This window comes from Microcoleus vaginatus FACHB-2002 (assembly GCF_040004035.1).
Lineage (GTDB): Bacteria > Cyanobacteriota > Cyanobacteriia > Cyanobacteriales > Microcoleaceae > Microcoleus > Microcoleus vaginatus_C.
The window spans coordinates 265,757-286,937 of sequence record NZ_JAMPLN010000005.1 but is presented as its reverse complement, the minus strand read 5'-3'; the positions used below and the strand labels follow the sequence as shown (position 1 = coordinate 286,937).

The following is a 21,181-nucleotide window of genomic DNA, read 5'->3' as shown; positions in this document are numbered from 1 at the left end:
AAAGTGCTGCTACTTCCTGTTTGAATGCCACCACCGGCGCTAGTTGCGTCATTATTCGGATCGGTTCCAGAAACTTTGCCGTTGGCAATAATCAGGTTTTTTAGAGTAACATTTGTTGCACCTTCTGTGCGGATTACCCGCGAAGTATTGTTGCCACTGATGGTTAAATTGGCTGCACCAACTGCATCAATTGTCAAGTTTTTGTTGATGACAAGTTGGCCGGAAGTGAGAGTAATTGTTTGGCTGGCAAGAGTGGAGGCAAATTCAATGGTATCGTCGGCTGCTGCGGAGGCGATCGCATCTCTCAAGGAACCGGGCCCGCTATCATTATTGTTGGTAACGGTAATAGTCTTTAAAGTCCCTTGATAATCCGCCATTGCCTCTGGAGTCAAGGCTAGCGGTGCTTCAATATCACCCTTGGCAAACTCCAAATTCCAGTTACCGCCGCGGCCAGTGCGATCGCTAGATGCCGCAATATCAGCCCCGGTTAACTCGCCCAGACGATCGACAAAATCGCTTCCCGAACCCGCCGCAACATCGCAACCATAAAGCACAATATCTGCTTTGTCGCTTAGGGCATTTCGCCAATCTTGCAACTGGCTTTCATATTGCGGCAAATTATCCGAAGTCAGGGTTGCAGAACCTAGCTGCAAACTGCCAGAATCGCCGTGAGAAAAAATGTGAACTTGGTCTACAGTTTCCCCCGCAGCAGAAATTGTTTGCAGTTTCGCAGTAATTTGCTCGACTCCGTTACCATTTTTATCTAAAATGATGATTTCTGCACCGGGCAGCACGCCACCCGCAAGAGTTTGATAGTCATCTAACTGGGAATCTATGAAGACAATAGATTTAGAACCAGCTTTGCGGAGAACAGATTGTGAATCCATGTTGGTGGCAAAAGTTGAACTCATTTCGCATACCCATGAGAATGTTTACTATTTGCTGGTAGATTCACCTTGAAAGCAGAAGGCTAGAGATGCAGAAGGCAGTAGGCAGGATTAAAACCTCGGTGATCCATCGGGAAGATTAAAATTTAGGGGAAAACTTTAATTTTATCCCTAAGTGAAATCCGAGACTTGTCTCCATAATCAGCTTAAGCTAGGTGAAAATTGCAATTTTTTTAGCAATTAACGGCAGAGGATGTAATGTAAATAGTCCGGCACGGGGAACCTCTCTAAGATTTGCCATGCACACCCTTAGCGAGCTAATTAGTGCATCAAACCATTTGGTAGCCTTGGTCAGGGGAAATTCCAAAAAGCTTTTCTGGAGTTCCAAATTTCTGACAATTGCTCTAGCTAGTACCTGATACATTCACATTAGAGAAAACCAGGAAAAATCCCTAAAAGTTTGATTAATTTAACTTTTTTTCCTAGCTGCAAAAACCTCCCAAAAATCTGAATTTTAGTTGTTGAGAAAGCTTGCTTTATTCGGGCGCTGCTTATGCTTAGCCAGCTCAGGAGTGCAATAGACGGCTGTACATCATTCTAGGTGTGGGCGATCGGCAATAAACAAGATTTATTACCGATCGCAGTTGAAAAGAATCAGATCGATCCTATTCGTTGGCGTAGCCCCCCTAGGGGCGGGCTGCGCTAAAGTCATCCACCAAATTTCAGGAGTTTGAGAGCTATCTTCACCACTTCTAAGCGGGCTGGGTGCTTATAGTGCACCCTACCCCAGGCAGTTAGATTATTAGCTGAGTGAAATCGCTAGCGGTGAGAATACCGGGGGTAATATTGTTAAGCTTCGCCAACAATTGATTGGTATCTGTCACAGTTATCAAAGTTTGATTGTTGCTGGAAGTAATACTGAGTTGATTAAAACTCAAACCAGAATTCAACCCAATTAAATCCTCTCCCTTGCGGAAATCATTAATGATGTCGCTACCCAAACTTTGATTTAGGAAAAACACATCATTTCCCGAACCTCCCGTCAATGTATCGTCCCCAACATCCCCGGAAAGGAAATCGTCCCCAGCACCACCGCTGAGAATATCATTACCTTTGCCGCCGTACAGGGTATCGTTACCGATGTCGCCACAGAGCACATCGTTGTCATTGCCGCCGAAGAGTAAGTCGTTGCCCTCACCGCCATCGAGACTGTCGTTTTCTTTGCCGCCGTAGAGGCTGTCATTTCCCCCCTCGCCAAAAATCAGGTCTGCACCTTCATTGCCAAAGGCAATATCGTTGCCGTTTCCAGCATTAAGTGTGTCATTTCCTAAGTTGCCTAAAATGTAGTCGTCCCCATCTTCGCCCAGCAAGATATCGTCCTCTTTACCGCCGAATATGCTGTCGTTGCCAACGCCGCCGGCAACTGTATCATTGCCGAGATCTCCCCTCAACAAGTCCTCGCCATCGGCGCCGACAACAGTGTCAGGATCTTTGCCAGCGTAGATGGTATCGTTGCCAGCGCCGCCAGAGATGAAATCGCTGCCTCCATTGCCGAAGATTGAGTCGTTATCTGCGCCGCCGTCAATGTTGTCATTGCCGCCCATGCCGTAGAGAGTATCGTTGCCGACTTGTCCGTTAATTGAGTCGTTGATGCCACCGCCCATGATGAAATCGGTATCTTCGCCGCCGTTGATAGTTTCTTGGGCGGGGTTGGGGGTGATGGTGGCAGGATCTAGTTGCGGGGCGTTGAGGCTATCGAGTAGGCAATCATCTGCAGGCGGAGTTGGAGTCGGAGTCGGTTCCGGTATCGGCGGAGTTGGCGCCGGTGCGGGCGTGGGAGTTGGCGCCGGTTCGGGTGTCGGAGTTGGCGCCGGTGCGGGCGTGGGAGTCGGCGTCGGTTCGGGTGTGGGAGTCGGCGCCGGTTCGGGCGTGGGAGTTGGCGCCGGAGTTGGCGCGGGTGTCGGCGCCGGAGTCGGAGTCTCAGTCGGAGTTGGCGCCGGTGCGGGTGTCGGAGTTGGCGCTGGCGCGGGTGTCGGAGTTGGCGCCGGTGCGGGTGTCGGAGTTGGCGCTGGCGCGGGTGTCGGAGTTGGCGCTGGCGCGGGTGTCGGAGTCGGCGCCGGTGCGGGTGTCGGAGTCGGCGCCGGTGCGGGTGTCGGAGTCGGCGCCGGTGCGGGTGTCGGAGTTGGCGCCGGTGCGGGTGTCGGAGTTGGCGCCGGTGCGGGTGTGGGTGTCGGAGTTGGCACTGGGACGACACTACCTCCCAATTCAAAAGAACCGCTGTCCACGATCGCACCTGGAATGCTGTCGCCATCTTGAGGGCGAGTCACGCCGCGCTGATCAGTAGCGGGTGCGCCGGTGGCAATCCCTGTATCAATTGCGGGACTTCCTGTCAGCAGCGGCCTGACTAAAGCGCCGTTGAGGTTTTGCAAAGGGCCGAGTTTCGGGTCTGCGATCGTAATACTTGTCGTCACCTTGGTATCGGTGTTAATCAGCGGCCACTGAAAATTCCCTCCTTGATCGCTATATTGGGCGGTGGCGTGTTGCTGAATGCCCCAAGGGTTTCCTCCGTTAGCCGCTGTATTGTTGGAAAGAATCGTGTTTTTGAGGGTGACATTATTGGCCGAAGCGAAGATACCTCCACCAACCCAGCCGGCCGAATTATCGGCGATCGTCGTGTTGAGAATGGTTGTGGGTGCACCAAGAGTCATTGCACCGCCGAGTTTGTTGAAATCACCAGCAGCAAACGCCGTGGAGTTGCCAGAAAACGTACTGTTAGTAATCGTAGTAGGGGCATTTCGCATCCACAGGCCGCCACCTTGATTGCCGGCTTTGTTGCCCGCAAAGGTGGTGTTGGCAATGGTCAATCCCTGGTTGGTGCTGTCGCTCAAAATCGTTACCCCACCACCGTTTCCATCATTTCCACCGTTGGGTAGCGCCAGAATTTCGTTATTTTGGAAGGTGCTCTTTTCCAAAATAACCTTGTCTTGGCTGCCGGTGAACAGATAAGCTGCGCCTCCTTCGCCTCGACCTTTATTGTCTTGAAATACGCTATTGGTAATCTTAATTGTGCCGGAAGCTTCGCTCGGATTGCTGGCTCTGTCTGTGTAAACTGCGCCGCCAAAACCTCTTAAAAACGGATTATCTTGGCCTGTTGCGTAAACGGCTGCGGTGGTGTCGTTGCCGATGAATCGGGAGTTGTCAATTGTCAGCTTACCTTGAAGGCTGTTAATTGCCCCGCCGTTAATTCCTTTGTTGTTGGTGAAGTCGCTGTTGGTGACTGTAAAAGTTTTGAAACTCAAAAAGCCGATCGCACCTGCACCGCGTTCATCGTTAGCGGAGGTGGCCACGTTGCCAGTGAATTTACTGTTGGTAACAGTCAGGGTATTGTTGAAATTACCGAAAATTGCGCCACCGCCTTTATCGGCGACGTTGTTGTTGAACTGAACGTTTTCTACTGTGAGGTTTACTTCGTCGGTTGTGCCGATCGCGCCACCTCTATCAACCGTTTTGCCGTTAGTAATAATCAGGTTTTTGACAACAAAATTGGTAGCAGTCGCAACGTTGGCATTGACAAAAAAGGCGCGGGATGTGTTGTTGCCACTGATGGTTAAACCGGGTGCGGCGGCGCCGTCAATGGTAATGTTTTTGCCAACGGGAATATCGAGTTGACCGCTGGTGAGAGTAATGGTTTGGCTGGCTAAACCTGGAGCGAAGGTAATTGTATCACCGGCAACAGCGGTGGCGATCGCAGCTCTTAATGAACCGGGCCCGCTATCGCTATTGTTGGCTACTACGATCTCCGCTAAATTACCTTGGTAACTTGCCATCGCATCGGCCTGCAAGGCTAAGGGAGATTCAATTGGGCCAGAAGCAAATTCTAAATTCCAGTCGCCGCCACGGCCGGTTATGTTGGTGGATGCCGCAACGTCAGCCCCGGTTAATTGACTGAAGCGATCGACGAAATTAGCACCTGTACCGCCTGCTACATCGCAGCCGTACAGCATGATGTCTGCTTCTGGGGCTAGTGAATTTTGCCACGAGTCCAACTGGCTTTTGTATTGCTCTATGTTATCTGAACCCAGAGCGGTATTGCCTAATTGTAGGCTGCCAGAACTGCCGTGAGAAATAATGTGAACCGAGTCTATCGCCCCGTTAGTAGAGGCGTATTTTTCCATCTGGGAGGTGATTTGTTCGATGCCGTTTTTGGTGCTATCGAGTATTACTACCTGCTGTCCCGGCAGCACTCCCGCTGCAATTGACTCGTAATCTTCCACGCCGGAGTCAATGAAGACTAAGGAGCGCAGTGGCCGGTTTTCAAGAGAAGATTGGGAGTTAACTTGAGCGAACGTAGAACTCATATGGGAGACTCCATTAAGGGCATTATTAGTAGATACACCCTAGAGTAACCTCATCAGACTTATTTGATTATATCTTAACACCAAATTGAGACATTGTGTCCTTTTTTTTAAAATTTTATTGATTTATTTGGCTCGGTCTTCGCTTGTTGCTTCTTGACTACATTGGAATTTTTAACCTCTACCGCTGGGAATATATTACAACATTTATCGCGCATATTCAAATAAATCAATCCAGGTTGTACATCAAATTTTTGCGACCTTATTTTGCTAAGAGTAGCCTGATTTCAGGTAGTCGGAAATGGTGGAGGTAATTTAGCCCTGAATAACTCCTCTTAATTATATTTAGTAGTGTTTCTTTGAGTGTGCTATTTTACGTATAGGCACAATGCAATAGAGTTTCCCTAGCGGTATTTCATCCAAGGGAAAACTGAATTATGTAGATTTTGAATAATTCTATATGCTTTGAAGTTGCTAGGTTGGCGATACACCCAAATACTGATTACGAAGATATTTGGTCGCATTTACTAACAGTCAAAACAATCTAATATTAAGTGGAACCCATCGCTAGAAATCAATTGGCTTATGATGGCGTGCTACCGACACTGTGAGGACTGCCCACCTCACTACAAACGTGATTCAAATTATTTAGCGCAAATTGATATGATTGCAGATTGAGTCAGATCTAATCGTTGATTGCGATCGCGCCTGCGTCTCTAATTACAATTGCATTCGGGTCCAGTCGCCCTCGGTACGTTCCACACCCTCCATTAAATACCTGTCCTTAATTAGCAAATAGTCGATCGCGCCCACCGCCGTTGCTGAGTGTATCACTATCTCGATCGGCATAACACGAACCAAGTCCGCTGTTTTGAGTCAGAGAACTATGCGATTTTGGCAATTGACTTTTGTATGGTTCGAGATAGTCTGAACTGAGGAGAACAAAGCCTAATTGCAGTTGGCCGGAGCTGCCGGCAGAAGTTGTGCGAACTTTGTCAATCTCTCTAAGGATAGAGGCAGATTTTTGAAGTGCCGAGGTTATTTTCTCGATGCAGTTAGATGCCCCAGCCAAAATTCTGGAAACAAAATATCCACCTTCATTGAGGCTGGAGTCCTTGAATACAAAGCTTTTGGATGGGGGATTTGCGTATTCCGAGGTGGGAGTGGTTTCCCTTAAAGAAGTCAACATATTCCGTCCTCCAAAAGTGAGATTAGCGGTAGATACAGCCTTGGATTCAGAGCTTCTGAAACTGCCAGCGACCTTGTTTATTTCGCCCATTCTTATGTAACCTATCTATTAGTTTCCCCTATTTCTGCAGGACTGCCATCCGCGATCGCACGGAATTTATATTCTGCGTGTTTTCCCTTAGTTCCGGCAAACGCGAAATTACCAATCGCTCCGATATCCTATCCGTGATACCACTTTCAAAAAAAAATCCAACTGTAAGCCGCTGCTTCAAACCTCGATAGCCTTTAGTCATTCCCCTATCTAAAATCTAAAAGGGTATGACAGTTTGTTGATTGGCCTGGCAACTGCACCGCTCAAGATTCTGTGGAAGATGGCGGTTTTTTCCCTGCATTGCGAATATTAATAATCTTGTTGAGCGCCTCAAACCAAAAAGCAGCCCCCATAGAAATAGCTACGCCGCTCAATATCCAACCAAACAATCTTGCAATCAAAGCCGGCCACAATAAATTCCCCTGCTTATCTCGTTCTAAGCTGTTCTGTTCGCTCCATCCAAAAGGCAGAGCTACCTGATCCAAAGCTCGATCGACATCCTGTTGAACTTTTGTCAGACTGGTTAAATTATTTGATTTAGTCTTAGCATTGTTGACCACCAACTGCTCAGCGTACAAATTAACAGTCGATCGCAACATCGAATCCTTCGACAACCGATTAATAATATGAATGCTATCAGCATTAGCAGCGACAGCGATCGCAGTTCCGAGCAAAATCGCCACCCCTCGGGCATTCCGCTTGTAAACACCAGAAGCACGCTCCATCGATTGGTCAAACCAAATTTCAATTTCTTTCTGAAACCGCTGCAACTGCTCTTGAGTATCTCCGCCGCTTTTTTCAGCGCGCTGCGCTAAAATATAAAGGCTACGTTTCAAAGATTCTGGCATACTGTCCAAGGTATCTTGAATTTGTTGATAAATTGGACTCTCCTCTTTGAGTTCCATAATTTCTGCTACCGAATCTTGACTTTTTTTAACAGTATTTAACAGATTGCTGAAACTCGGTTGCAGTTGCCCTAGCAGCGCCACCCGCTCAATTTTGCTGTCAAAACGAGCCTTGACAAATGCCATTTGCCTCTGAAATTCTCTCCCTGCTAGTTCGGTTTCTGGTAGATAAACCTGAGAATCCTTAATATAAAATCCTAGCTTTTCCGACATTCGGTCTAAGCTGTTGTTCAAATTTGCTAAATTATTTTGATAATCTTCAACAACTCGATTGAACTCCGCAGTTAGCCACCGAAATTCTTGCTCAATAATCGGTTTAGTAGCATCCGGCAAACTCAGATTTTCTCCAATCTGTTGAATTTGTGCTAATTGTAAATCTTTAAACCTTTCCAATCGCGTTTTAGAGATAGAGCTAAGCAAACTAGAAACCTTTAAAGTCTCCAAAAGGCTAGCCGAAAAACACTCGGCTGGAATATAAGAAGGCCCACTGGATTTATTGCCGAAAACATTTTTAGTACCCGTAACTCCGTGGTATAAATCCCCCATGCGGTGCGTAACAGAGCGGAATCCCTCTGATAAAAGCCCTTTGGCTCCCTGATTCAAATCCTTGATAATCGGATTGGCGTAAATCGCATGAGCCAAGTGTCCAACTCTCTTAAGTTGCAGGGGATCTTTCGCGCCTTCGCTGCCTCCAGAAATGAGCACTTCGATCGACTTCTTTAAATGTTCCGCCCGCCACTGCCAAACAGTAGCAATCAGTTCCTGAATTTCCGAAGCTAGCAAGCTTAAAGTCAGGTAGATAAATACTAAGCCAATGATAATATCTATAATTACAGGCAAGTTCATGGTATTTTCCTAGTCGCAAATAACTGCTGTCTAAGTTTACCCTCAGTTTGGGACGCTCAAAACTCTCTTAACTTATGTCAGAAATCTTTCCATTCCTGGGCCGCAAACTGAAAAATCGCTGGAATGACAGCTTTACAGACAAAGTGTGGATGCTGGCTTTTCTGTTGGCTGCAGTGCTGATTTTCGGGCTGAATCTGGGCGACGTGGCTTTGCGGGATTGGGATGAAGGCATTGCAGCGCAGGTAAGTCGCGAAATTTGGCGCGGCAACTTAAATTGGCTGTATCCGACGATCGACTCTATGCCTTATTTGAACAAACCGCCGCTGGTACACTGGCTAATCGGGCTGTGTTTTGCCGTTGGCGGTGTCAGTGAATTTACGGCGAGGTTAGTACCGGCAATGCTGACGGCCGCTTCAGTGCCCTTGCTTTACGCCATTGGCAGGGAGTTGTTTCCTCCGCGTTCGAGATCCATTTTTTCTGCCCTGGTTTATCTGACGCTGTTACCGGTGGTGCGGCATGGACGTTTGGCGATGTTGGATGGGGCGGTTTTGTGTTTCTTGCTGGGGGCGATGTGGTGTTTGCTACGATCGCGCCGCGACTTGCGCTACGCATTGGGGGCGGGGATTGGGTTCGGACTCATTTGCCTGACTAAGGGCGTGATGTTGGGGCTGCTGCTGGCTGCTGTTGGCTGTATTTTTTTGGTTTGGGATACCCCGCGACTCCTCACTTCTGGGTATCTTTGGGGCGGATTGGCGATCGGAACATTGCCAGTAGCTGCTTGGTATTTTGCCCAATGGCTGCACTACGGCCAATATTTCATCCACGCTAATTTAGTTAACGAATCTTTCCGGCGCATTTCGGAACCTGTGAGCAGTCACAGAGGCCCGCCATGGTATTATATTTTAGAAATTTTAAAATTAGCTTGGCCGTGGCAGTTATTTTGGCTACAAGGGCTGCGTTTGAGTTGGGAAAATCGCAATTTTCCAGGGCCAAAATTAGTATTGGTTTGGACTGGAGTATATCTGCTGGCTATTTCTGTGATGACTACTAAATTGCCGTGGTATGTTTTGCCAATTTATCCAGCTTTTGCTCTTGCTGTTGGCAGTTATCTCGCTGAAGTTTGGGAGCAACTGTGGCTGCCGCCAGAGCCGGTCAAAGAGGAAGCAGAAGAACGTTTTGATGCTATTTCTTTGTTGCCTCATCCCGCGATTTTGGCAGTGCTGGGTGTAGTTGGTGTTGTCGGTTGCCTGTACTTTAGTGGCTGGGTACGGATCGGGGGACAAATTGCGCCTCCAGAGCGAGATTTGCAGTTAATGCTGATGTTTGTAGCTTTGACAATGACAATGGCGGCCGTGTTGCTGCACCGCAAAGACCGGCAGTTTATATTAGTTTTAATTTGGGGAACTTACCTGACGCTGTTGGTATTGATGGCTTCTGATAACTGGGTTTGGGAACTGGCGGAGGATTATCCCGTTAAGCCGATCGCCGAAATTGTCCGCACAGGAACTCCGCCCGGTCAACAGGTGTTTACTTCTCACCGCTTGGGCCGTCCATCGCTGAATTTTTATAGTCAACGCCAAGTTATTGTCGCCGACGCGCCGACGCTCAAACAGAAATGGCAATCTCTTCCTCAACCTTATTTTCTGTTAGAAAAACCAGTTTTAAAACATTTAGGTTTGCAGAATGCTGAGATTGTCAAAACAGCGGACGATTGGGTTTTGGTAACTCGAAAATAAATTAATCATTAACACTCGCGTCCTTGGGGTGGGTGAGATAACTTTCGATTGTCTACTGTTGCTTCAGATGGACAGCCTTGCCCGGAGCAGGCTTGAATTAATGATATTAATTCCGGTGACACTCCTCGATATGATTGTTGACTGTTGACTGTTGACTAAAATTATGCCGTCGGGCAAACTGACTGTTTGGATATTTGAACAATACTGATGCAACCAGAAACACTAAGCTGAGGCGCATCTAAATTTGACAATCAAATTCGAGCAAATTCTTGTGGGGTGGGCGTCCCGCCCGCCCAAAAATACAATTTAGATGCGTAACAGCTTATCAGAAATAAATCGGACACGATCTAACAGCTAACAATCAACAGACTGCATTTCTATCTTTAATGCCGTTTCAACTCTTTGATACTCTGCCTCAACCTCTTCTAAAAGCGCGCAGGCCGGATCGGGTAAAGGCTGGTTAGCATTTGTGCCGATGCGGCCCATGATTTCGAGTTCCTCGCACAGCTCAAACAAGCGAAAAGCACCGAGAGTACCGCTAATCGACTTCAAAGAGTGAGCCGATCGCCGCAAAGCCAGCGGATCCGCGTTGGACAGAGCCATAGAGATGCCTCGCAGCAGTTCGGGAGCTGTTTCGAGGTAAATCTCGATCGCCTCGTCCAAAGCTTCCACTTCTCGCAGTCCCTCTATAATATTGGCACTTAGGGAATCGTGGCTCTGTGCCAAAGCCCGATCGAGATTTGATGCACCACCATCGACGACTGCGTGCGAATTGGAAATTGTCAGTTGTGGATTTCCCGCAACAGCCACATTCGATCGCACTTGTAATTCACTCGTTCCTTCGATATGTTCCGCCGGGGCATCCAAACAAACGATCGGCTGCAGACCATCGAATGCGGAGTTGGATGGAGATTTACACGCGCTCAAAGCTCGCACCAACTGCTCAATTGCGATCGGCTTGCTCAAATAGTCGTCCATCCCCGCAGCCATACACTCTTCGCGATCGCCCTGCATCGCATTTGCCGTCATCGCCACAATCCAAGGCCTTGTCGATTTTCGATTTTCGATTTTCGATTTTCGATTGTTAGATTCCTCGTCTGTCAATTTTCGATTTTCGATTTTCGATTTTCGATTGTTAGATTCCTCCTCTGTCGATTTTCGATTTTCGATTTTCGATTTTCGATTATTAGATTGCTCATCAGTTGCGGAAACTTCTGATGCTCCCGTGTGATTTTCTAAAGTTAAATCTGCTGAAAATTGCTCCCGGATGCGGCGGGTAGTTTCCAGTCCGTCCATTTCCGGCATTTGTACATCCATCAGCACCACATCATAAGGCTGGCGGCGCAAAGCTTCGAGCACTTCGATACCGTTTCCCGCCACATCCGCGCGATACCCCATCCGCTGTAAAATTTGCAAAGCCACCTTCTGATTCACCAAATGATCGTCAGCCAACAGAATCCGCAGGGGTAAGTCCTCGGCCAGCATGGGTATGGTTTGCAAGAAAGACCCGCTAGTGCGCTGCCCTTTAAATTCCGTTGTCTGTTCTCCAAAAATATTGATTAAAACATTGTAAAGCTGAGATTGTTTGATGGGTTTATTCAAAAAAGCAGCAAAATCCATCTCCATAGCAGGGGGGTGAATTTCTTGCCTGCCGATCGAAGTTAGCATCACTAACGGCAACTTTTCGCAATCAGGATACCGGCGAATTTGCGCCGCTAAAGCTAACCCGTCCATTTCCGGCATTTGCATATCCAAAACTGCCAAGTCAAACATCTCTTTAGCAGCCAGCCAATCTAAAGCCAAACGAGCCGAATCTGAAGCCCTAGCTACCATTCCCCAAGACTGAGCTTGGAGAGTCAAAATTCTGCGGTTGGTAGCATTGTCATCAACAATTAAGACTCGCTTACCACTTAATTCAGGTTGAGAATTGCTCAAGTTAACTGGTAAGGAATTCTTGCAGCCAGAAACGATCGTACTAAAATAAAAAGTAGAGCCAACGGATTTCGTATTTTGGCCGATCGGCTTGTTGCTGAGTACAGATTTGCCATAGCCATATTTTTCGGCAATTTCGCAAGATTCTGCCCATCCCAAATCAAAAACTGCCGATGATCTAAAATCGGCAGGAGGATTGCCCGCGACACTACCCATACTTTCCACCCACATCCGGCCTCCCATCATTTCGGCCAAACGCTTGCTAATTGCCAAACCCAATCCGGTACCGCCGTACTGCCGGCTCGTTGAAGAATCAACCTGGCTGAAAGATTTAAATAGCCGATCCATGCGATCGCTCGGAATGCCGATACCGGTATCTCTGACCGCAAAATGTATTTCGTATGCTGGGTTAATTGCTACCGGTTCGCCAGCAATTAATGGCGGTTCTTTAGCGTTAGCCGCCGGCACTGAAATCTTTTTGGCAGTCACCGAAACCACCACTTCTCCAGCGTCGGTAAATTTAACAGCATTACTGAGCAAGTTGATTAAAATTTGCCTCAAACGGGTGCTATCGCCGATCGCCGTTGCGGGTACTGTACGATCGATCAAGTAACCCACTTCCAGTTTTTTTTCTGCCGCCTTAGCAGCTACCAAGTCTAGAGATTCCTCAATGCAAGTGCGGATGTCAAACGGATGTTCCTCCAAGTCCAATTTGCCCGACTCAATTTTCGAGAAATCTAGAATATCGTTAATCAGCGTCAGCAAAGCATCGCCGCTGCTGCGGATAGTTTCTACAAAATCGCGCTGTTCGCGAGTTAAGGGGGTATCCAGCAGCAAACCAGTCATGCCGATGACTCCATTCATCGGAGTGCGAATTTCGTGGCTCATGGTGGCTAAAAATTCGCTTTTGGCTCTAGTAGCCGCCAGTGCTTGATCGCGAGCTTTTGCCAAATCTACGTCGGTTTGCTGGCGTTCGAGTTCGCTTCCCACCCACTGAGCCATCAGTTTCATCAACTCTCTGTCTACAGCTCGGAACGGTTCTGTCACAGGAGTCGGAGAAAAGAAGCACAGAGTGCCGTAAACTTCACCTGCCACCGTGACGGGAATGCCCATGTAAGCTTCGATGGGGAAGGCTCGATCGTCCGTGTTGAAGGAAAAACCCGAAAACCGCACCGACTCAAAGTAAATCGGTTCTTTTGCCATTGCCGTAGCTACGCAGAAAGTTTTTTCCAGATCATAAATTTGGTCTTTGACGATCGACCCGTCGGGACACTCAACAGCGATTATTTGATAGTTGTCGCCTTGAATGCGGGACAAAATTCCCACGGACAGGCCTAAATGCCGACATCCCATTGCCAGCAGTTCTTGGAGGCGCAAATCAAAGGTAGAGAGGTGGTTGAGCGGGTCTGTACGGGGAGCCGAAGTCACTTGGTACAAAGCTTTGATTGCAGCTTCGCTTTCTCGCAGTTCTTGTTCTGTTTGCTTCCGCACGCTGATGTCGCGGGAAATGCCGATAATTTCTTGGACTTCGCCGGTTTGGGGATCACTGATCGTGCGGCCGGTTGTTTCAAACCAAATGTATTTGCCGTCTTTGCGGCGGATGCGGTAGCTGACGGTGTAAGTAACTGGGAGGGCCAGGACTTTCCAGTGAGCTTTGGCAATGGTTTCTAAATCGTCGGGGTGAAAATAATCGTTGGGGACGCGGCCGATGAGTTCCGAAGGTTCGTATCCCAGCAAAGCCCGGCTGGCGGGCGAGACGTAAATAAACACGCCCTTGGGGTCGTGTCTGGTGATCATGTCGGTTGAGTTTTCGGCCATCAACCGATAGCGGTCTTCGCTTTCATTACGTTCGACTTGAGAATTGCCCAATGCTTCTAGCATTCGGTTGATGGCGTCGGCCAAGCTTGCGAGCTCATCTGCTCCCGCCATATGAACTCTTAAGCTTGGGTCGCCGTTGGCTGCGATGTTGCTGACGCTAGTGCTCAAGGAAGCCAATCTTGCCAAGACTAATTTTTCTAGCAACAGCAGGGTGATGGCGCTAAATATTAAACCTACTGCCAGTATTGATAAGGTAAACAGCTCCAAGGTAGCCTGACCTTGGCCGTAGATGATGCGATCTGTCTCTACTCGCAGCAGCAGTGCTAGGTTGCCGTGGATGTCGCGAATCAGGGCGTATCCTGCGACTAAGCTGTCGCTGAGTGGCTCGACTAAAATTTCTACTGATTTGAGGTTGGAAATTTTGAGTTTGACATTTTCCAACTCCTGCCTCGATCGAGCCAGCGCCTTGGCGCTGTGTCCGGAGTAGTTCGCGGCTCCCACTTTAAAATCTAAAGTCGGCAATCTAAAATCCACTGACAGGTGAGTCAGTTCTGAAAGCAAACCGATTTCGCTGCTGTCGAGGTAGCGTCCCAAGATCAGCGTCCCCCGCGACGGGCCTTGGGCGTTGCTGTTGAAGATGGGCTTGGCGGCAATCAGCAGTCTGGCTTCTGGCAGGGTGAGGACGCCTGTTTTGGCGGCCCGGCGATCGCCCTCGACTGTCGATGAGTCTAGTAGCGCCTCGGTCAAGTGCTGTTTTAAGCTTTCGGGAATCGGGATTTCGGTTTGGGATTTCAGGTCGAAACCTTTGCTGAAGATCGTCTTACCGTTGGAGTCAAGCAGCACCAATAAGTTTAGTCTCAAGTAAATAAATGTCGAATCGACGAAATTTGACTTGACAAAATTTTCGTTCCGTGTTTCGACGAAAGAGTAAGTATCGTCCCACTCGGCGTAATCTTGGGCGCTGGTGTCTAAATTCGACAAGTCATCATCTAATGCGTCCAAAGCCCGTGCGACATCCTGGCGGACGTACTGTGCCTCCAGGTTGTGAAAATCATGCAGCAAAATAGTTGATGCAGTGGCATAGAGAACCACAATCAGGCTGATCAGCGCTGCACCGATGATTAATAGTGTTTTTTTTCGGAGTTGCATGGCGTCGCCCTCCTCACGGTGCTACTAGGCAACTAGCCAGGAGAGGTTTGAGACGTAGATTGTTTAGCATTGGCGATCGCAAAGCCTGCGTGTTTGGACTTTTCTGGGCTGACTTGGCAAAGCCCTTGGTAGTTCCAAGGTATCCGGTATGTTGCCCCCCACAGTCAGTGTAGTATTTTCACAGCTTTAGTTCCATATTATGCACAACCTATGACCTACAAGTTATAACGTGACGATCGGCATCTTCAAAATAAACCGCCGATCGAACTCAAAACAGTTCGCGTTTGATACTGATGCAGCCAAGGCGGCGGGTGGTTGGGAGAACAGGCGTGCTGGGTTGAGAACCCTAACTATTATTGTACCTAAAAAATATTGAGCCGACAGCGGACTGGCGCGTCGAGTTTTGCGCGCAAAAAGGTTCTCATTCCAGCAGCTTTTTTGATTTTTGTCGTTCTCTAGCAATCCTTGCAGGAGTTGTGGAATGAAGCGAAAAGCCAATCCAGCGTCGAAGCCTGAACCACGTTCATAACTGAAAAAAAATTGCTCTAGCAGGGGTAATTAATATCCGCCGACTTTTGGTTTACATCTGCAAATAAAATAGAAAATTAGGAAATCCCCAAATTAAGATTTTCACTTATCTATTTTGAATGAATCAAAACTGGTAATTAAGATGTATAAATTCACAGCTTTTACCATTTTCAAAAAACCGATAGGAGCGGGCTTACCAATAATCTTAAACAGTACCAAAAAGTTAAATACACCCGTTCCCACTCCCGATCAAATCCTTTACTAACATAAGTGCCTGATATCAGTAGAAACTCATATCAGGCACTATCTGCAATCCGATCGCAACTTGAGTCTTTTTTATCGGATGACGGCTAAAGCACCAGCGCCTGCTGCCGCTGCCGCCGAGGTAAGAGCCGTGAAAAACAGCCACCAAGAGGCAACTTCTGCAGCTTTCCGGGTTTCTTCGGCTTGTTTTTCGGCTTGCAGTTTGATGCTTTCGAGGCGAAGCTGCGCCTCTTGCTGCAAGCGTTCTGCTCTTTGCAAGACGCTGTTGCGGCTTCTTTCAATTTGGTCGATTAAGCGGTTGGCATCTGCTTCGGAAATGTCATCGCGAGAACTCATTAGTGCTACTAAAGTATCGCGATTGAAATGACCCAGCCGATCGCGCAAAGCATCAAATCCGGCTTGCGGATCGTCAAATAACTTCCGCACGTCCCGCGTAATGCCTTCGTAATTTAGTTCAGGGCGATCGAGCGAATTGAGGTAATCTCGAATTTTTCCGAGAATCCCGTCAATTACCGACTGAATACCCTCCTGTATTTTCTGAATTTGCATTGCGAACTCATCGCGCACCGACAAAATTCCATCGACAATGCGATTGGCTTCTGCTTCAGAAATATCCGGCCGCTGAGACAGCAGAGAAACCACAGTAGCTCGATCGATGTGCGACAAGCGCTCGCCCAAACTGTAAGCGCCGACTTTCGGGTCATGCAGCAGCAGTTGCAAGTCACGCTTGATGGCTTCTGGATTTAATTCATCCTTGCCCGTATTACGCAAATAATCTTCTAAAACACTCTGAAAATCGTGCACTTGGCTTTGCACCCGTTTTGCCAAACGGCGCGGCGCTTTCACAATCGAGCCGAGAGTTTCCTGTACTTGGTCGATAATTTGATTGACTTGTTCCTCGCTCAAATCTTGTCTCTGAGAAAGCAGTTTTACCAAAGTATCGCGATCGACTTGAGACAGACGGCCGCGCAGTGCTAAAGCTCCTTCTTTGGGATTTTCCAGCAGTTTTGTCAAATCCCGCTTAATCCCTTCTGGATTGAGTTCTGATTTGCCTGTATTGCGGAGGTAATCTGCAAGGGCGGTGGTGGTTTGGTCGTACTGATCCTTAGCTTTTTCGGCTAACTTTTGCGGCGTATGCACCGCGCCGTGCCAATTTTCTTCGGCGCTGTCGATAAGCTGATTTACTTGGTCTTCGCTGAGGTCTTTCCGCTGAGATAGCAATTTTACCAAAGTTTGGCGATCGAACCTAGAAGCTCTAGCTCTCAGCGCCCACATTCCCGCTTCTGGGTTATCCAGCAGCGTTTTCAAATCGCGCTTGATGCCTTCGGGATTAAGTTCTTCTTTGCCCGTAGACTTCAAGTATTCTTGCACTCTTTGCCACTGGTTATCTAGTCGGACTTGCGCTGCTTCTTGCAGACCTTTCGCATCTGCTAAAACTACATCTCGCGTCCTTTCCAACTCTTGAACAATCTGTTCTACTTCCTGGAATCCGAAGTTTTCGCGACCTCGGAGAATTTGCACAAAACTGTCGCGGGTGTAAGGAGAAAGCCGCTCGCGCAACTGTTCGTAACTAGCGTCGGAATCCTCTAAGATTTTTTTGAACTCGCTCCCGATCCCTGCTGCTGTCAGTTCTTCTTTCGGCGTCAGCTTCAAATAAGTTTCCACCCGCCACTGCAAATCGCGAGATTTTTCTTGCTCCTCGGCAAAGATCACGGTTTGTAAAACGCGCTGTCTAATTGCTTCTAATTCCTGGGAAATTTGTTTAATTTTGTCTTGGGTAAAAACGCCTCTACTAGCCAGGATTTCGGCAAAATTAGACTGTTTTAGTTTTTCTAATTCGCGGCGCACAGTTCCCGGATCGGCTGTAGGATCGTAGAGAACGTCCCGAAATTCGCGCTCGATGGCTTGGGGGTTCATCTGCCACGAATAAGTGTTGAGTAGGTAGTTTTCTACGTCCGCACGAATTGGGCTGTAAGTTACGGGTTCGCCTTTGACTTGAGCGGAAATTTTATCAGTTTGCTGGGTAACTTTGTCTTTAGCTTCTTTGAGCTGACCGACTACTTTTTCCACATCCAAGTCAGAAATATCCGTGCGACCCAATACTATTCCCATTAAAGCATTGACTGCCATTGTCGTTGCTTGGGACATCATGTTCGGGCTTTGTTCAGAATTTTGACCGCCCAGATTGCTGAGGGCTTTTTCTACCCTACTTGCCAATTTATCTGAGACCAAATCTCCCGATTTGGCAGATTTGAGATAGTCTACTAATTGGGCGATGCCGTCTGATGGCTGCCCTTGTTTTCCTACTTGTTTCCAAGCATCTTGAAGTTGGTCTACAATCCGGTTTACGTCGCGTTTTGATAAGTCCGATCGCGAACTTACTAAATCTACGAGAGTTTGCCGATCGAGATTCGGCAAATTTTCGGATGCAATGGTTTTTAGTTGCGGATCGTTGAGCAATTTTTCAAACTCGCTACGCATCCCTTTGATGTCTAATTCTGGCGGCTTAAGACTTTGGATGTAGTCTTCGACGTTTTCGCGCAAGCTTGTGGGGTCGATCGCGCTACCGAGTTCATGGCCCACTGCTGCTGCTGCTGCTTTGGCGGTGGCGACTACTTGGTTGCTGGCTGCTTTTGCGCCGATGGCCGAGGCTGCGGTGCCGACAATGGCTTGAAAGCCTGATGTGGCGGTGTTGACGACGGAACCAATCAAGGAACCGACGGTGGTGGAACTCACCCAAACCAGCATTGAGAAATAGGCTGCCCAAACTACTAAACCGACGATCGCACCTAAACCGGGACTGCTAATCAAGCTAAGCTTAACTGCTAGCAAGCAAGCAAAGAATAGGGCAACGGTGACGGTGATTAACGTCCAAGTACCTACCTTTCGGCCGATGTGGCGGACTGGGGGGCTGTCGCTATCCGAGTGGTGGCCGTCGTCGTGGGATTGTCCCATGTACGAAAGACCCGCAGCTACTGATAAATTTGTTAGCAAGAGTTGGAAAGCGCAGGCTAGTACGACTCCAGCTATTAAGGCGATAAAAAATTGCGGCCCGGAATAGAGGAGTGCTGCGTCTTCTGCTGTGTTTGTAGTAGTCTGCTGTACTGGCACTTGAGCCAGCCAGAACCCGATGTTATACAGTTGTGGATTTATTGGCAAATTTTGATACATAGTATATTCCTCGTTAAGCAGTGGGTGCGCGCGCTCATTGGCGCAAGTTAACCAATGTATAGTTTTAGACTCATGCCCCCAATGGCAAGCATCGCCTTATTGACGAGCTAAAGCATCCCCCTACAGTTGGAAGTGTAGAAATATGTCTGCGGCGGGCTGTCACTTTAGGAATATTTGTGCTATGTAAATTGGCAGTTGTGAAGTTGTTAGTTCTCAGTTATGAGTAAGGTGCGCTGCGGCGCCTCCGAGATAGATGGTAGTAATGGTAAGTCGGGTTAAAACTATCGCACAGGAAAATCTTTGGTAGAGCGATATTAAGAGTCGGCACAGAAGCCCAGACAAATTGTTCCCTATTCATCAACCAATGCCATAGCAAATTAGCTTTCAAGGAATTCGATCGTGCAGCGAGAAAGTCATGCAATTATTATTGGCAGCAGTTTAGCAGGACTGTTGGCCTCTAGAGTATTAGCAAAACACTTCGACCGAGTTAGTATTGTTGAACGAGATTTTTTTCCTGAAAAACCCGCGCCTCGCCCCGGTATTCCTCAATCCTGTCACCTTCACATCCTTTTAAATCGCGGGAAAATCATCCTAGAACAGTTGTTTCCCGGCTGGGAAAACGAACTGATAGCTGCCTGACGGGGTGACAAGCAAGTTGAAAGACATATTAGGCAAGGGTTTGAGTTGATCGGTTTCCAAAAAGATATATGCGTGCGATCGCGACTTTTTCGGGGGTAGATAACGGAGAATAAGGAGGGGCGGCGATCGCTAATATCATAATTGTCAATAAGCCCAGGAATAATCGCTGATATCTTTTTGGAGGTTCAGGAGCCTTAACGCTCTACCCATAAAGGTTTCAGCCGCATTGTCACCCCGTCAGGATAGCTGCTGGTGCTCCTAGTTTAGATCCGAGGTCGATCGGGTGGTTTAGTCCGGCGGGTTGGGCCCCGCAATTTAGCCCGGATCTAAATGATTTGATTATGTTCAGTCGGGATTTACTTGATTGGCAAATTCGCCACCGCTTGGCTGAAAATACTAACGTGCATTTCCTCGAAGGATGTAAAGTAACGGGGTTTCTGGCGAATGCCTCGCGCGCGAAGATTGCTGGCATATCGGTGCGTTTTCGCGATCGCCACAACCCTGGTAACATCCATGCAGAGAATTTGTATGCAGATTTAGTAGTCGATGCTGGTGGCAAAGTTTCCAAAACACCTCAATGGTTGAAAAGTTTGGGCTATGAACCTCCACAAGAAACCGTTATCAATGCTTTTGTCGGCTATGCCAGCCGCATCTATAAATGCAGCGGTAAATTGTCAGACACTGTGCCAGTATTTGTGTCAACCGCACCGCCATTTCGCACCCGTGGCGGTGCAATTTTCCCGATCGAAGGTAATCGCTGGCTGGTGAGTGTCGCTGGGGGCGATCGCGATTATCCCCCCACAGACGAAGCAGGTTTTCTAGAATTTGCCCGCAGTCTGCCAACCCCGACAATTTATCATGCGATTAAAGATGCAGAAGCAATAACACCTATTTATAGCTATCGAGGTACAGAAAACCGTTTACGCCACTACGATCGCCTCCGTCGTTACCCTGAAAACTTAATAATTATCGGTCATGCAGTTTGCGCTTTCAACCCGGTTTATGGCCAGGGAATGACGGTTGCTGCACTCGATGCTCAGATGCTAGATGGATGTTTGCAAAAGCAAAGAGAGCGGTATCCAGAAGGCGATTTAACAGGCTTTGGGCGACAATTTCAAGAAAAACTAGCAAAATTACACACTATTCCTTGGACGTTTGCCATCAGTCAGGATTCCCGCTATCGGGGAAGTGAAGGTGCAAAACTAAACCTCGCTACGCGGCTGACAATTGATTACATGGATCTGGTGTTAAAAGTGCTGGTCGGAGATGCTAAAGTTTGTCAAGCATTTTTGGAAGTTCTGCACATGATTGAGTCGCCGGCTGTACTTTTTCATCCCAGTATTGCGCTGAAGGCGATCGGGCAATTAGTCACCGTTCGGCAGAAGGCAGAATTAATATCAAGAGTTTATACATAATCAGGTTAGTTTTGCCCATTCTATTTTTTCACCGCCGAGGAAGGAAGATAAACGCAGATGAAATCCTATTCATCTGCGTTGATTTAACCTGATATGATGTTCCCTGGAACCGGGATGATAAAAAGCGTGACTTTTGCGACTGCGGTTGCCGCGTATTTCACGTAATTAAGATGGGTAAAATCCGATTTAGTACCGCAATTGTCGGTTTTTGAAATAAATCTAATGGATTGATTTCAAAAAATGTTTGTAGTCACGAC

General features: G+C 47.9%; 10 protein-coding genes. 3 read left to right on the top strand and 7 right to left on the bottom strand.

The features are described from left to right. From NDI35_RS07100 to NDI35_RS07085, 4 genes are all read right to left on the bottom strand, one after another. On the bottom strand, positions 1 to 911 hold a 911-nt coding region (locus NDI35_RS07100), incomplete at its 3' end, for a DUF4347 domain-containing protein (RefSeq protein ID WP_445312099.1). A gap of 770 nt (positions 912 to 1,681) precedes the next feature. Beyond that, entirely contained in the window at positions 1,682 to 5,245 is a 3,564-nt protein-coding gene (locus NDI35_RS07095) for a DUF4347 domain-containing protein (RefSeq protein ID WP_445312098.1), read from the bottom strand. A gap of 781 nt (positions 5,246 to 6,026) precedes the next feature. Then, positions 6,027 to 6,431, bottom strand: a complete 405-nt coding sequence (locus NDI35_RS07090) for a DUF4347 domain-containing protein (protein ID WP_445312097.1) — start codon at positions 6,429 to 6,431, stop codon at positions 6,027 to 6,029. Between the two features lie 353 nt (positions 6,432 to 6,784). Further along, positions 6,785 to 8,272, bottom strand: coding sequence for a hypothetical protein (locus NDI35_RS07085; protein ID WP_445312096.1), 1,488 nt, complete (start codon positions 8,270 to 8,272; stop codon positions 6,785 to 6,787). Positions 8,273 to 8,346: 74 nt separating this feature from the next. Here NDI35_RS07085 and NDI35_RS07080 point away from each other — a divergent pair, with 74 nt between their 5' ends. Beyond that, positions 8,347 to 10,008 carry an ArnT family glycosyltransferase gene (locus tag NDI35_RS07080; protein WP_445312095.1) on the top strand — a complete coding sequence of 554 codons (1,662 nt, stop codon included), beginning with the start codon at positions 8,347 to 8,349 and terminating at the stop codon, positions 10,006 to 10,008. Positions 10,009 to 10,362: 354 nt separating this feature from the next. Here the strand turns inward: NDI35_RS07080 and NDI35_RS07075 are convergent, their stop codons facing one another. The 3 genes from NDI35_RS07075 to NDI35_RS07065 all read right to left on the bottom strand — a co-directional run bounded on the left by NDI35_RS07075 (position 10,363) and on the right by NDI35_RS07065 (position 18,870). Continuing rightward, positions 10,363 to 14,907 (bottom strand): response regulator, encoded by a 4,545-nt coding sequence (locus NDI35_RS07075; RefSeq protein WP_445312094.1) that lies wholly within the window; start codon positions 14,905 to 14,907, stop codon positions 10,363 to 10,365. Positions 14,908 to 15,129: 222 nt separating this feature from the next. Beyond that, complete coding sequence (locus tag NDI35_RS07070) at positions 15,130 to 15,405, bottom strand: hypothetical protein (protein ID WP_445312093.1); 276 nt, start codon at positions 15,403 to 15,405, stop codon at positions 15,130 to 15,132. Between the two features lie 366 nt (positions 15,406 to 15,771). Further along, positions 15,772 to 18,870, bottom strand: coding sequence for an MFS transporter (locus tag NDI35_RS07065; RefSeq protein ID WP_445312092.1), 3,099 nt, complete (start codon positions 18,868 to 18,870; stop codon positions 15,772 to 15,774). Positions 18,871 to 19,269: 399 nt separating this feature from the next. Between NDI35_RS07065 and NDI35_RS07060 the strand changes: the two genes are divergently transcribed. Both NDI35_RS07060 and NDI35_RS07055 read left to right on the top strand, forming a co-directional pair. Further along, complete coding sequence (locus NDI35_RS07060; RefSeq protein ID WP_445312091.1) at positions 19,270 to 19,509, top strand: hypothetical protein; 240 nt, start codon at positions 19,270 to 19,272, stop codon at positions 19,507 to 19,509. 341 nt (positions 19,510 to 19,850) lie between these two features. After that, positions 19,851 to 20,924, top strand: a complete 1,074-nt coding sequence (locus NDI35_RS07055; protein WP_445312090.1) for an NAD(P)/FAD-dependent oxidoreductase — start codon at positions 19,851 to 19,853, stop codon at positions 20,922 to 20,924. Positions 20,925 to 21,181 lie beyond the last annotated feature (257 nt).